At 31.5% G+C, this 14113-nt stretch carries 15 protein-coding genes; all 15 read left to right on the plus strand.

Annotated features, from left to right (window positions below):
• Positions 1-257 precede the first annotated feature (257 nt).
• The 15 genes from AC1RRU_RS09910 to AC1RRU_RS09980 all read left to right on the plus strand — a co-directional run bounded on the left by AC1RRU_RS09910 (position 258) and on the right by AC1RRU_RS09980 (position 14105).
• The gene (locus AC1RRU_RS09910; protein ID WP_011275737.1) at positions 258-845 is read left to right on the plus strand and encodes a heptaprenyl diphosphate synthase component 1; all 588 of its coding nucleotides are present in this window, start codon (positions 258-260) and stop codon (positions 843-845) included.
• Positions 838-1557, plus strand: a complete 720-nt coding sequence (locus AC1RRU_RS09915; RefSeq protein ID WP_011275738.1) for a demethylmenaquinone methyltransferase — start codon at positions 838-840, stop codon at positions 1555-1557. Before AC1RRU_RS09910 ends, AC1RRU_RS09915 begins: the two co-directional genes overlap by 8 nt.
• A gap of 12 nt (positions 1558-1569) precedes the next feature.
• Positions 1570-2526, plus strand: coding sequence for a polyprenyl synthetase family protein (locus AC1RRU_RS09920; RefSeq protein WP_011275739.1), 957 nt, complete (start codon positions 1570-1572; stop codon positions 2524-2526).
• Between the two features lie 147 nt (positions 2527-2673).
• On the plus strand, positions 2674-3123 hold the full coding sequence (ndk, locus tag AC1RRU_RS09925) for a nucleoside-diphosphate kinase (RefSeq protein WP_011275740.1): 450 nt from the start codon (positions 2674-2676) through the stop codon (positions 3121-3123).
• Positions 3124-3435: 312 nt separating this feature from the next.
• Positions 3436-4602, plus strand: a complete 1167-nt coding sequence (aroC, locus tag AC1RRU_RS09930) for a chorismate synthase (RefSeq protein WP_016931255.1) — start codon at positions 3436-3438, stop codon at positions 4600-4602.
• 32 nt (positions 4603-4634) lie between these two features.
• On the plus strand, positions 4635-5699 hold the full coding sequence (aroB, locus tag AC1RRU_RS09935) for a 3-dehydroquinate synthase (RefSeq protein ID WP_011275742.1): 1065 nt from the start codon (positions 4635-4637) through the stop codon (positions 5697-5699).
• A 12-nt stretch (positions 5700-5711) separates the two neighbouring features.
• Complete coding sequence (aroA, locus tag AC1RRU_RS09940; protein WP_011275743.1) at positions 5712-7010, plus strand: 3-phosphoshikimate 1-carboxyvinyltransferase; 1299 nt, start codon at positions 5712-5714, stop codon at positions 7008-7010.
• Positions 7011-7016: 6 nt separating this feature from the next.
• Positions 7017-8261 (plus strand): tetratricopeptide repeat protein, encoded by a 1245-nt coding sequence (locus tag AC1RRU_RS09945; RefSeq protein WP_011275744.1) that lies wholly within the window; start codon positions 7017-7019, stop codon positions 8259-8261.
• A 14-nt stretch (positions 8262-8275) separates the two neighbouring features.
• A complete protein-coding gene (locus AC1RRU_RS09950; protein ID WP_016931253.1) occupies positions 8276-8812 on the plus strand; it encodes a YpiB family protein in 537 nt (178 codons plus the stop codon).
• A 22-nt stretch (positions 8813-8834) separates the two neighbouring features.
• Entirely contained in the window at positions 8835-9434 is a 600-nt protein-coding gene (locus tag AC1RRU_RS09955) for a DUF1405 domain-containing protein (RefSeq protein WP_011275746.1), read from the plus strand.
• A gap of 44 nt (positions 9435-9478) precedes the next feature.
• Complete coding sequence (locus AC1RRU_RS09960) at positions 9479-10177, plus strand: zinc metallopeptidase (RefSeq protein WP_029376682.1); 699 nt, start codon at positions 9479-9481, stop codon at positions 10175-10177.
• Between the two features lie 290 nt (positions 10178-10467).
• A complete protein-coding gene (locus tag AC1RRU_RS09965; protein ID WP_011275748.1) occupies positions 10468-10785 on the plus strand; it encodes a nucleotide pyrophosphohydrolase in 318 nt (105 codons plus the stop codon).
• Between the two features lie 27 nt (positions 10786-10812).
• Positions 10813-11943 carry an N-acetyl-alpha-D-glucosaminyl L-malate synthase BshA gene (gene bshA, locus AC1RRU_RS09970; protein ID WP_011275749.1) on the plus strand — a complete coding sequence of 377 codons (1131 nt, stop codon included), beginning with the start codon at positions 10813-10815 and terminating at the stop codon, positions 11941-11943.
• A 1-nt stretch (position 11944) separates the two neighbouring features.
• Complete coding sequence (locus tag AC1RRU_RS09975) at positions 11945-13147, plus strand: CCA tRNA nucleotidyltransferase (RefSeq protein ID WP_011275750.1); 1203 nt, start codon at positions 11945-11947, stop codon at positions 13145-13147.
• Complete coding sequence (locus AC1RRU_RS09980; RefSeq protein ID WP_011275751.1) at positions 13134-14105, plus strand: biotin--[acetyl-CoA-carboxylase] ligase; 972 nt, start codon at positions 13134-13136, stop codon at positions 14103-14105. The genes AC1RRU_RS09975 and AC1RRU_RS09980 overlap by 14 nt, the downstream gene beginning before the upstream one ends.
• Positions 14106-14113 lie beyond the last annotated feature (8 nt).

Below are 14113 nucleotides of genomic sequence, written 5' to 3' on the forward strand. Positions count from 1 at the left end.
TAAAGAAGCCAGTAAATGAATTTGTTAAAACTCATTTACTGGCTATTTCTCTAGGGTTTATGTCCCAGACTCTTTTTTTTATACATAAATCATTATAGAGAATTAATGCATATAATTTATTACTATATTATATAAGTTGTTATTCCTTAATAGCTTTTCAATTCAATAAATAAAGTAATTGTAACGTTAAGTCGCTATATTTTATTTTTATTCATATAATGTTAAGATGTATAGTGATAATAACGTGAGGTGTGAACATGGAAAGAACTATAAGCAAATTAAATAGACAAATTAATCATAAGCTTACGAGAATTCATGACTATGAAGCTATTAACATAAACTCTAGATTGGGTGGATTATTAGATTGTTATGATATTCCTGAGAATGCTAAACTTGCTTGCCTCACTATCGATACTTCAATGAAACATCTTGATGAAATTACTCAAAATCAAAAGTCAAAGAAATCTATTTTGATTGGTGATTTGCTAAGTGCTCATTTTTATACGTTGTTAGCTGAAATAAATGATTCAACTTTTCAATTAGCAATGAGTAAAGCAATCGTTAAATCTAATGAATTAAAATCATCATTACATCATCAAGTAATAGAAACTGAAGATATCTATGATGCAATTATTGAAATAGAAACAATCTTCCCATATATAACTTTGTCTCATTTCAGTAAAGAACAAGTAACTCCTTTAAATTTGTATCAAAAATTAATTCCTGAGGTTGATGATTACTATCCACCTTACCTTAAAATGTATCAAGCCGCTGATGTACATCAGTTTTTAAAAGATATCAATCAAAGTTATATAGAGAAAAGTAGAGGTAATATTAATGACTGAAAATAATGCAAAAAAAGAACAAGTTCATACAGTCTTTCAAAATATTTCAAGTAAATATGATCGTTTAAATAACATAATTAGTTTCGAACAACACAAAGTATGGCGTAAACATGTAATGAAAGATATGCACGTTAAAGTTGGTAGTAAAGCACTTGATGTTTGTTGTGGTACCGCTGATTGGACAATAGCCTTAAGTAAAGCAGTTGGTGCACATGGTGAGGTGACGGGTTTAGACTTTAGTGAAAACATGTTAGAAGTTGGTAAAGAAAAAACTAAACACATGAACAATATTCATTTAGTACATGGCGATGCAATGAATTTACCGTTTGAAGATAATTCATTTGATTATGTAACTATTGGTTTCGGTCTACGTAACGTACCTGATTATTTAGTTGCATTAAAAGAAATGAACAGAGTCTTAAAGCCAGGTGGAATGATTGTTTGTCTGGAAACAAGTCAACCAACAATGCCTGTGTTTAAACAAGTTTATAAATTGTACTTTAAATTTGTAATGCCAGTATTTGGTAAATTATTTGCCAAATCAAAAGAAGAATATGAATGGTTACAACAATCTACGTTCGATTTTCCAGACAAGGATAAGTTAAAACAATTATTTGAACAAGCTGGCTTTAATAAAATTAAAATTCGTAGCTTTACAGGTGGCGTTGCTGCAATGCATCTAGGCTATAAACAAAAAAGTTCGACTAAATAAAAGGTGATTAACGTGGCAAAGTTAAACATGAATAGCGAGATAAAAAATGTAGAAAAACGCCTTCAAAAAGCTATCGAAAGCAATGATCCGATATTACGTGAAGCCTCATCACATTTGCTTTCTTCAGGAGGTAAAAGAGTTAGACCTGCATTTGTTATATTAAGTAGTCAATTCGGTCCACAAAAGAAAACAGAAGACACGTATCGCGTTGCAGTTGCATTAGAGTTAATTCATATGGCAACGCTCGTTCATGATGATGTCATAGATAAGAGTGACAAACGACGTGGACGATTAACCATAGTAAAAAAATGGGATGTTACTACTGCAATACTAACTGGAAACTTTCTACTAGCATTAGGACTGGAACATTTATCTGAAATTCGTGACAATCGAATTCATCATATAATTTCAAATTCAATTGTAAATGTTGGACTTGGTGAGTTATTCCAATTTCAAGATCAATTTAATAGCGAACAAAGTATTACTAACTATCTGAGACGTATCAATAGAAAAACAGCTTTATTAATTCAGCTAGCAACTGAAGTAGGAGCAATTACTTCAGAAGCTAATGATGAAACTATTCGAAAACTTAAAATGATAGGTCATTATATTGGTATGAGTTTCCAAATAGTAGATGATATTTTGGATTTCACTAGCACTGAAAAGAAACTTGGCAAACCAGTTGGTAGCGATTTAATGAATGGACATATAACGTTACCAGTATTACTTGAAATGAAAAAAGATACGTCATTTAAGAAAAAAATTGCTGCACTAAATCATCAATCTGAATCTCAAGAGTTTAAACCTCTAATTGAACAGATTAGAAATTCTTATAGTATTAAAGAATCAAAAGCAATTAGTGATAAATATTTAGCTAAGGCGCTTAAGTTAATTGATGAACTTGATGAACCCAATGCTCAAAGTCTTTTTATTAAATTAATAAAGAAAATGGGATCACGTAGTGTTTAGAATGAAAAAATATTGAAAGCGCTTTAACAACCTGTTACTATTAAATAGTAGCAGGTTGTTTGTTACACAAAATTACTATACATAAATAAACATTTATATTTTAAGTCTTATATTAATCAGACTTAATTCACAGGGGGATCAATTACGATGGAAAGAACTTTCTTAATGATTAAACCAGATGCAATACAACGTAATTTAGTGGGAGAAATTATTTCACGTATTGAAAGAAAAGGGTTAAAACTTGTCGGTGCTAAATTAATGACAGTTCCTCAAGCTCTAGCTGAAGAACACTATTCCGAACATACTGACAAGCCATTCTATGGTAAATTAATTTCATTTATTACTTCAGCACCTGTTTTTGCAATGGTTGTCGAAGGTGAAGACGCTGTAGATGTATCAAGACATATTATAGGTAAAACAAATCCTTCTGAAGCTACGCCAGGTTCTATAAGAGGAGATTTAGGTTTAACAGTAGGAAGAAACGTAATTCATGGTTCTGATTCAGTTGAATCAGCACAAAGAGAGATTAATTTATGGTTCAAAGAAGAGGAATTAAGTAGCTACGAAGCACCTAGAGATACTTGGTTATACGAATAGTAAATTGAAATATTTTATTAAGAGTTTACAATTCAAATTGGCTTTAGTTGATTGAAATAAGTAATCTCTTAAATCAAGCATATATCTTTTTAGTCAACATTTTAAAGGTAGGACAATGAATTCAAAATGAATTCTGTCCTACCTTCTTTTTTTAATTTGAATATTAAATCACTAATCTATCGTTTGATAATTATTAAAATATTCTAATAAATTAAAAAATAACTGTAACACACTAGTTATGTTATAAGGTTGAATGTGATATGATAACACATATCACAATTTAACGTAGTAAAGGGAAAGGAGCGTATTCTCATGAGATATTTAACATCTGGAGAATCACATGGTCCTCAATTAACAGTAATTATTGAAGGTGTACCTGCTAATTTAGAAATTAAAGCGGAAGATATTAATAAAGAAATGTTTAAACGTCAAGGTGGCTACGGTAGAGGACGTCGTATGCAAATTGAAAAAGATGCAGTAGAGATTGTATCAGGAGTCAGAAATGGATATACACTTGGTAGTCCAATTACGATTGTTGTCACAAATGATGATTTCACACATTGGAGAAATATTATGGGAATTGAGCCTATTTCTGATGAAGAAAGAGATAATATGAAACGTACGATTACAAAACCCCGTCCTGGACACGCAGATTTAATCGGTGGTATGAAATATAATCATAGAGATTTAAGAAATGTTTTAGAACGTTCATCGGCTCGAGAGACAGCAGCACGTGTTGCAGTAGGTGCAGTATCTAAAATTCTTCTAGAACAATTAGACATTCACATGTATAGTCGTGTTGTTGAAATTGGTGGTATTAAAGATGAAGGTTTATATGATACTGAAACATTCAAACAAAATATTGATAAGAATGACGTACGTGTAATTGATGAAACGATCGCTCAAAAAATGAGAGATAAAATTGATGCTGCTAAAAAAGATGGCGATTCCATTGGTGGTGTTGTTCAAGTTATGGTTGAAAATATGCCTGTTGCAGTCGGTAGTTATGTGCAATATGATCGTAAATTAGATGGTCGTATAGCACAAGGTGTTGTAAGTATTAACGCATTTAAAGGAGTAAGCTTCGGTGAAGGATTTAAAGCTGCTGAAAAACCAGGTAGCGAAATTCAAGACGAAATTTTATATGATAATGAAATTGGATTCTATAGAGGCTCCAATCATTTAGGTGGCTTTGAAGGTGGAATGACAAATGGTATGCCGATTATTGTTAATGGTGTTATGAAGCCAATTCCTACTTTATATAAACCACTTAATTCCGTTGATATTAATACTAAAGAAGACTTTAAAGCCACGATTGAACGTTCTGACAGTTGTGCAGTGCCTGCAGCAAGTGTTGTTTGTGAACATGTTGTTGCTTTTGAAGTTGCTAAAGCCATTACAGAAGAGTTTCAATCCAATCATATCGATCAGCTAAAAGCCCAAATTGATGAACGAAGACGCCTTAATATTGAATTCTAGTAAAATATTAGGTAAGGAACGAGGTATTTCATATGCAATTACAAACAACCTATCCAAATAATAATTATCCAATTATAGTTGAACATAATGCTTTCGAGGAGTTATCTGAATATATACAAGACTATGATAAAGTGTTTCTTATCATTGATGAATACGTCGATTTTAACTTTAAAACTAAGTTTATGCCATTTCTTGAATCAACACACATATATAAGATAATAGTTCCAGCTGGTGAGAAGATGAAGTCGTTTGAACATTATCAACAAACGCTAGAGCACCTTCTTGAATACAATTTAACACGTAATACTTGTTTAGTTGCGATAGGTGGCGGTGCTACTGGAGATTTCACTGGATTTCTTGCTTCATCTTTATTAAGAGGTGTTGATTTCATACAAGTACCTACAACAATACTTGCCCATGACTCTAGCGTGGGAGGTAAAGTAGGGATTAATTCCATTCACGGTAAAAATTTAATTGGCGCATTTTATAGACCAAAAGCTGTGATATACGATTTAAATTTCTTAGCAACATTGCCTTATGACGAAATACTAAGTGGGTATGCTGAAGTTTATAAACATGCACTATTAACAGGTCAAGTTGCAGTAGATGACATTGAAAAACACTTCTCCACAAAAGAAAAACTACAATCTTTGAATGATATAGATCAGTTTATCTTCAAAGGAATTAAAGCTAAACTAAACGTCATCATTAAAGATGAAAAAGAGCACAATATGCGAAAGTATTTAAATTTAGGACATACTTTCGGTCATGCCGTTGAGTACAAGACTAAAATACCACATGGTCATGCTGTTATGATTGGAATCATTTACCAATTTATAGTGGCTAATACTTTACTCGATACACAATTCGACATCTCGTATTATGCTAACTATTTAAAGAAACTTCATTATCCAGTTCAAATTGTTCAGCAATTAAACTTTGATGATATGTATCACTATATGTTAACTGACAAGAAAAATAATGGTGAAGGTATTCAAATGGTATTACTTGAAGAACTTGGAAAACCACGAGTATGTCACGTTGAAAAAACTATATTAATAAAAGCATTTAACGATTTACAACTAGTATTAAAGTAGGTGGATTACAGTATGTCAAATGAGCAAATGATAGATATAAAGGGGCCTTTAATTGGAGAAATTGAAGTGCCCGGAGACAAGTCAATGACCCATCGAGCGATTATGTTGGCGTCTTTAGCAACTGGTCAATCGACTATATATAAGCCTCTTTTGGGAGAAGATTGTTTACGCACAATAGAAATATTTAAATTATTAGGTGTTAACATAGAGCTTGCTGAAGAAAAGATTATAGTTGATTCACCTGGTTATAATAAATTTAAAACACCACATCAAACACTATATACTGGAAATTCTGGTACTACAACACGATTATTAGCTGGTTTACTAAGTGGGCTCAATCTAAATTGCGTTTTGTCCGGTGATGCTTCAATAGGTAAGCGACCTATGGATAGAGTAATGAAGCCACTCAGATTAATGGGGGCTAATATTACAGGCATCGATGATAATTTTACACCATTAATTATAAAACCCGCTTCAATTAATGGTATTACCTATAAAATGGAAGTAGCCAGTGCACAAGTCAAAAGTGCATTATTGTTTGCAAGTCTATTTTCTAATGACAGTTCTAAAATTACTGAGTTAGATGTAAGTCGAAATCATACTGAAACAATGTTTGAACAGTTTAATATTCCGATTAGCATTTCTGGTAAAGAAATTACTACTCAACCAAATGCTATCGAACATATAAAAGCTAAAGATTTTTATGTGCCTGGTGATATCTCTTCAGCAGCATTCTTTATAGTGGCGGCACTTATTACTCCTGGTAGTGATATTACAATTCATAATGTTGGCATCAATCCGACTCGTTCAGGTATTATAGATATCGTTAAACAAATGGAAGGAAATATTGAATGTTTAAATATCACAGATACATCAGAACCTACTGCATCAATCCGTGTTAAATACACACCAAACTTAAAACCTGTTCTTATTGAAGGTGACATAGTTCCAAAAGCTATTGACGAGTTACCAATTATTGCACTATTGTGTACACAAGCAAGTGGTACTAGTATTATTAAAGATGCAGAAGAATTAAAAGTGAAAGAAACTAATCGAATTGATACGACTGCAGACATGCTCGGTTTATTGGGGTTTGAATTGCAACCCACTGATGACGGACTTATTATTCATCCTTCAGAATTTAAAAAATCGGCAACCGTAGATAGTTTAACAGATCACCGAATAGGGATGATGTTAGCTATTGCATCATTATTAAGTGATAAACCACTGAATATCCGTCAGTTTGATGCAGTAAATGTATCGTTCCCAGGTTTCCTTCCTAAATTAATGCTTTTAGAAAATGAGGGATAAAACAGTATGGAAGATATCTATAAATTAATAGACGATATCAATCTTCAAAAATTAGATAATTTAGATTCTCGTGTAAATGATGCTTTAACTTCTAATAATGACGATGCATTATTTATTCTTGGTGAAACCCTATATAATTTTGGTTTAACACCTCAAGGTCTAGAGGTATTTAGAACTTTATATCATAAATATCCAGATGAAAGTGAATTACTTATATATTTTATTGAAGGTCTAATGTCAGAGAATCAAACTGATGAAGCATTAGAATATTTAAGTCAAGTAGCAATATCAACAGAAAAATTAATGTTAGAGGCTGATTTATATCAGCAAATTAATATGACAGAAGTTGCCATTGATAAGTTGATTGAAGCTAGGGAATTAGAGCCAAATGATCCAATCATCCATTTCGCATTAGCTGAGATGCTATATTTTGATGGTCAGTACTTGCGTGCCACACGTGAATATGAAGTCGTATTAGATACGGGTGAATACGAAGTGAATGGTATTAATTTATTTGCTCGTATGGCAGATTGTGCATTACAAAGTGGTAACTATAGTGATGCGATTAATCTATATGATGAAATTAATGAAGATGAAATGACTTCTGAAGATTTCTTCAAAAAAGCAATCGCGTATGAAAAAAATGATATCACTCATGAAGCCATTAAAATTACAAAAAACCTTCTATCGAAAGATCCCGATTTTATTCAAGGATATTTCTATTTACAATCACTTTATGAAAATGAAAAAAATTATCCTGATGCCATTGAAACAGGCAAAGAGGGGTTACGTTTAAATCAATTTTATAAAGAATTGATGGTTTCAACAGGAAGTTTAGAAATTGAACATGGTGATGCAAATGAAGGTGTTGAATTACTAAAACAAGCACTTGAAGTGGACAATGCTTATCATGAACCTTTATTAATTTTGAGTGATTTGTTCCGAAATGAAGAAGATTATGAAGCAATCATCGCATTGCTATCATATGTGGATGAAGATGATTTGGACCCCGTATTCATGTGGCACTTAGCTCATGCATTTGGCCAAGAAGAACGTGATAAAGAAGCACAACATTTCTTTGAACTAGCTTATCCTACAATGAAAACTCAAAGCGCTTTCTTAAGTGACTATTACTATTATTTAATCGAAATCGGTTATAAAGAAAAAGCGAAAACAATATTACAACAATTAATAGAAATGGATCCTAGTAATGAGACATGGCAAGAAGAAGCCAATCGTCTTGATTATTAATGTAGGTGATTCATTTGACTCAAACACTTACACAAATGAAACAAAGTTATATTGAATATGCTTTGTTTCATTATCATTTTAAATCACGAATTAGCGTCTGGATTTTAAATTATATTAAATCTCATACCGAGTTACTTGAACATGTACATTTTGTAAATCAAAGAATATTTAACCATAAAACGTTAGAACTTGCTTTAACAAATACAGATGCACCAGCAATTAGATTAGTTAAAAATAATCACTTACTTATCAATACAAATGAGATATTCGAATACGTAACAACTCACCAAAACGACTTCGATATTCTTATTCATTTTTCAGACCAACACACAATAGATTTTAGATTCAATGATTTAATTATTCATCAATTAATGTACTCTCCTCAGTACATGGCTTATCTAAACACAATTTATAATTTATCTCTCGATTCTACAAGAGTGCATTCGCTAGTAGAGCACTTACGACATAATATAGATTTAAGCTTACAACTTAATGATCGAGAACAATTTTACCAATTAACACAGATTTTAGAAGTCCTTGAAAACCGATAAAGTCACAAAGGAATTTAATCACATGCTTACATTAAAACAGATGTGGGAGTTAACCTTATATCGACACTCTTGCTTAATCTTTTTACTTATTTGCAACATACTCGGTACCTTATATGGATTTATTTGGTATGGTGATCAATTAGCTAAAACACCTTGGTATTTCTTGCCATTTATACCAGATAGCCCAATCGCTTCACTTTTTTTGTGTATTGTTATTATTTGTCTCATTTTTAATAAGCATATCCCATTTGTAGAGGCGCTTGCATTCGTAACCTTACTTAAATATGGACTTTGGGCAGTAATAATGAATATTCTCATGATTAATCTTGATCATAACATTTCCATAATGAATGTTTTTTTGATTATGAGTCATGGTATTATGGCGATTGAAGCCATTTATTTCTATCCTCGTTTAAAAATTAGGATTAGTGGTCTATTAGTGGCAATGATATGGGTATTTAACAATGACTATATGGATTATGTTTTAAATAAGTATCCTTACTATGATTTTATTGAACAGCACAAAGAGATAGTAGGCTATATTGCTTTCTGGCTAAGTGTTTTTGCACTAAGTTTATATTATAATTTACAAAAAATCTTATCGGTTAAATTATTTGATTAAATACAGGATAGTCAGTAGAATATGATTAAAGGAGAGTGGAATTATTGTCTATAATGTCTTATATAATATATATCGTCATTATTATGCTCATTCCTATGTGGGCACAACACAAAGTAAAATCTAACTATGAAAAATATGCGCAAGTAAGATCAACAAGTGGTAAAACGGGTCGCGAGGTAGCAGAAGAAATACTTCATGCAAATGGTATTTATGATGTAGATGTAGTAAAGGGTGAAGGTTTCTTAACAGACCACTACGATCCTAAAAAGAAAGTTGTTTGTTTATCTCCTGCAAACTTCGATAGACCTTCAGTAGCTGGTACAGCTATTGCTGCACACGAAGTTGGACATGCGATTCAACATCAACAAGGGTATGCATTTTTAAGATTTAGAAGTGCATTAGTACCACTAGCTAATTTAGGTAGTTCATTAAGTTACATGATTATCATGTTAGGTATCATCTTAACAGCTATGGGTAGTGCGTTTGGCTCAACAGCCTTATGGATTGGTGCTGGCTTAATGTCACTTGCAGTTTTATTCTCAATCGTAACTTTACCTGTTGAATTTGACGCAAGTTCAAGAGCAATGAAACAAATAACTGCATTAAACATTGTAAATGAAAAAGAATATAAACATGCTAAAAAGGTTCTTTCAGCCGCTGCAATGACTTATGTTGCTGCTACTGCGACAGCTGTTGCAGAACTAGTAAGAATTATACTAATCGCTAGAGCAAGTGATAATTAATGAAGTTAGGTTTATATGTATAAAAATCAATGCTTTAAAAACTACTTTAAATTTTTAGTAGTTATTTAAAACTATGAATTTTCAAGTACCAAAATTTTTAACTTTAGATATCCTTATAAGAGAGTAGAACAATGAATTCAAGATGAATTCTGTTCTGCTCCTTTTTTATTTTTTAAATATAGCAGTATGATTTAAAATATAGTCTGCTCTTTTTATATTCATAAAATGCATGATTTTTTAATATGATATATACTAAATAAGAGTTAATAATAAAGGAGAAAGTGATCATAATGAAATCTATGAAAGAAATGCAAAATGAAGTGGATGCGTACATTGGACAATTCAAAGCTGGTTATTTTTCTCCACTGGCAAATTTAGCACGTTTAACAGAAGAGGTTGGAGAACTTGCTAGAGAGATAAACCACTATCATGGTGAAAAGAAAAAGAAAGAAACTGAAGAAGATAATACAATTAAAGCTGAATTAGGAGACAATTTATTTGTTTTACTTTGTATAGCTAATTCATTAGATATTGATATGACTGAAAGTTTTAATGAAACAATGGAAAAGTTCAACACTAGAGATAAAAATCGTTTTGAACGTAAATAAATATAAACAAGAGGAGGATAGATTTTCATGAAAATAGGTATCACATGTTATCCATCTATGGGCGGTTCTGGTATTATTGCTACTGAATTAGGAATAAAAATGGCAGAGAGAGGCCATGAAGTACATTTTATAACTTCCAATATTCCTTTTAGAATACGTAAACCTTTACCTAATATTACTTTTCATCAAGTTGAAGTAAATCAATATGCCGTCTTTCAATATCCTCCATATGATATTACTTTGAGTACTAAAATTTCAGAAGTTATAAAAGAATATGATTTAGATGTATTACACATGCACTATGCAGTACCTCATGCAGTTTGTGGGATTTTAGCACGTCAAATGTCTGGAAAAGATATTAAAATAATGACCACGTTACACGGTACTGATATCACGGTGCTAGGTTACGACCACTCTCTCAAAGGCGCCATTAAATTTGGGATTGAACAAAGTGATATTGTTACGAGTGTGAGTCACTCTTTAGCACATCAAACTAAATCTATCATTGAAACCGAGAAAGAAATTGTTCCTATTTATAATTTTGTGCGTGAAAATGAATTTCCAACGCGTCATGATGAAACGCTTAAAGAAGTATATGGTATTAAACCTGATGAAAAGGTACTTATACATGTATCTAATTTTAGAAAAGTGAAACGCATAGATACTATATTAGAGACATTTGCTAAAGTTCGTAAAAACATACCTAGTAAATTAATCTTGTTAGGAGACGGTCCTGAATTATTAGACATGAGAAAGTTAGCGCGTCACTTAGGTATCGATAGTGATGTACTATTCTTAGGCAAGCAAGACCAAGTTAGTGAATTTTACCAAATGTCTGATTTAGTACTTCTATTAAGTGAAAAAGAAAGCTTTGGATTAACTTTGCTTGAGGCAATGAAAACAGGAGTAGTGCCGATAGGTTCTAATGCTGGTGGTATTAAAGAGGTTATTAAACATGATGAGACTGGTTTCATTGTGGATATAGGAGATAGCACTAGTGCAAGTGAGTATGCGTTACAACTGCTTTCAAATAAAGAATTATATAATAAAATGCAAACTGCTATGTTAAAGGATATTGACGAACGATTTGGTTCAGAATTAATAACAGATCAATATGAACACTACTATAGAAAAATGTTAAATCAAAAAGAGGATTAGTATGGGAACAGAACTATTTAATCAAGCAAAACCCATTTTAGAAAAAATAGAACAACATGGATTTGAAGCATATTTCGTTGGTGGATCGGTGAGAGATTACTTAATGAACAGACACATTCACGACATCGATATTACTACTAGTGCTACACCAGATGAAATAGAATCAATATTTGAAAAGACTATCCCAATCGGGAGAGAGCATGGCACTATAAATGTGGTGTATCAAGGAACTAATTATGAAGTAACAACCTTCAGAGCTGAAGCAGAGTATGTTGATCATCGTAGACCTAGTGAAGTCTATTTCGTTCGTGATTTAAAAGAAGATTTACAACGTCGTGACTTTACAATTAATGCAATTGCCATGGATAAAAATTTTAATATTTATGACTATTTTGAAGGTGATGTAGCATTAAATCAACATATTATTAAAACTGTTGGTGATGCTAAAGAACGGTTTAAAGAGGATGCATTACGCATTTTAAGAGGCTTACGCTTTCAATCCCAATTGAATTTTACTATAGAAGGTGATACTTTTGAGGCGATGAAACATCAAATCGCAGATGTAGAACATTTATCTATAGAACGCATTGTCGTGGAATTAAAAAAATTAATTAAAGGCCAAAATGTAAGCCAAAGCTACTTAAACCTAATAGATTTGAATTTCTTTAATTATGTACCTTTCTTTAGAAGTCTTGATATGAAGCAAACTAAAGTTAATTCACCAATAAGCTTTGAATTATGGATAGCAATATTATTGACTGTTGAACAAACAAACACTTCACTTTCTGACTTAAAAATAAGCAACAATGAGAAAACTAAAATCAATCAATATCATAAAATAATGATAGAGATGCCTCAAGTTTCATCTAAAGAACAATTAAAATTATTCGTTTATGACTATGGTATGAATAATATCATAGATATCATTGCTATTAATTCAATACTTGAAGACAATAACATTAAAATAGCCTCTCCGTTAATATTTAATCTTCAATCAATAAAAGAAATTGATCAACATTTACCTATTAGAAGTCGTAGAGAGCTAAATATTAATGGTGGAGATATACTTAGAATTACGTCTAAAAAAAGTGGTCCTTGGCTGAAAGAAGTTCTTAGACAAATAGAAATTGATGTGTTAACAAATAAAGTTCCAAATTTAAAAGATGAATTATTGAAGTGGGTGAAAGAGAATGTCAAAATATAGTCAAGATGTTATACGTATGCTATATATGCATCAATCTGAATATATTTCGGGACAATATATTGCTAATCAGCTAAACATTTCTAGAGCAGCTGTTAAAAAAGTCATTGATCAATTAAAAAAAGATGGTTGCAAAATCGAATCAATCAATCATAAAGGCCACCAATTAAATGAACTCCCAGATAGTTGGTATAATGGAATCGTATCTTATATTTTAAAAAATTCACAACTAGCTTCGGAGATAAAAGTATTTAAAAGTGTTGAATCAACTCAGATTATTGCTAAGCAAGAATTGGTAGATAATAATAAGTCTATGATTATATTAAGTGACGAACAAACAAAAGGAAGAGGTCGATTTAATCGTAATTGGGCTTCTTCAAAAGGAAAAGGCTTATGGATGTCTCTAGTATTGCGTCCAAATGTACCTTTTTCAATGATTCCAAAATTCAACTTGTTTGTTGCTTTAGGAATTAGAGATGCAATACAATCTTTCACGAATGATAAAGTAGAAATTAAATGGCCGAACGATATATATATTGCTGATAAAAAAGTATGTGGTTTTTTAACTGAAATGATAGCAAATTACGATTCAATTGACGCTATTATTTGTGGTATTGGTATTAATTTAAACCACAGTGACAGTGATTTTTCTGATGATATTAAACAGAGAGCAACAAGCATTCGTTTACATAGTAATAATAAAATTAATCGATACTCATTTTTAAAAAAGCTCATTTCATCAATCGAAAAACGATATTCACAATTTTTAACAAAGCCTTTTACAGAAATTCGAAATGAGTATATTGAAGCCTCAAATATATGGCAACGCCAATTGCGTTTCACTGAAAACGACAAACAATTTATAGGTGAAGCAATCGATATTGATAACGATGGTTTCTTAATAGTTAGAGATGAAAATAATGACGTTAGACGCCTTATTAGTGCGGATATAGATATATAAAGCGAATG

The sequence above is a fragment of the Staphylococcus sp. GW821-FHT11H10 genome (assembly GCF_058807855.1).

Bases quoted from the DNA above. Each gene is read 5' to 3' on its own strand.
- AC1RRU_RS09910 (WP_011275737.1), top strand. From the start codon at position 258: ATGGAAAGAACTATAAGCAAATTAAATAGACAAATTAATCATAAGCTT.
- AC1RRU_RS09915 (WP_011275738.1), top strand. From the start codon at position 838: ATGACTGAAAATAATGCAAAAAAAGAACAAGTTCATACAGTCTTTCAA.
- ndk (WP_011275740.1), top strand. From the start codon at position 2,674: ATGGAAAGAACTTTCTTAATGATTAAACCAGATGCAATACAACGTAAT.
- aroC (WP_016931255.1), top strand. From the start codon at position 3,436: ATGAGATATTTAACATCTGGAGAATCACATGGTCCTCAATTAACAGTA.
- aroB (WP_011275742.1), top strand. From the start codon at position 4,635: ATGCAATTACAAACAACCTATCCAAATAATAATTATCCAATTATAGTT.
- aroA (WP_011275743.1), top strand. From the start codon at position 5,712: ATGTCAAATGAGCAAATGATAGATATAAAGGGGCCTTTAATTGGAGAA.
- AC1RRU_RS09945 (WP_011275744.1), top strand. From the start codon at position 7,017: ATGGAAGATATCTATAAATTAATAGACGATATCAATCTTCAAAAATTA.
- AC1RRU_RS09955 (WP_011275746.1), top strand. From the start codon at position 8,835: ATGCTTACATTAAAACAGATGTGGGAGTTAACCTTATATCGACACTCT.
- AC1RRU_RS09965 (WP_011275748.1), top strand. From the start codon at position 10,468: ATGAAATCTATGAAAGAAATGCAAAATGAAGTGGATGCGTACATTGGA.
- bshA (WP_011275749.1), top strand. From the start codon at position 10,813: ATGAAAATAGGTATCACATGTTATCCATCTATGGGCGGTTCTGGTATT.
- AC1RRU_RS09975 (WP_011275750.1), top strand. From the start codon at position 11,945: ATGGGAACAGAACTATTTAATCAAGCAAAACCCATTTTAGAAAAAATA.
- AC1RRU_RS09980 (WP_011275751.1), top strand. From the start codon at position 13,134: ATGTCAAAATATAGTCAAGATGTTATACGTATGCTATATATGCATCAA.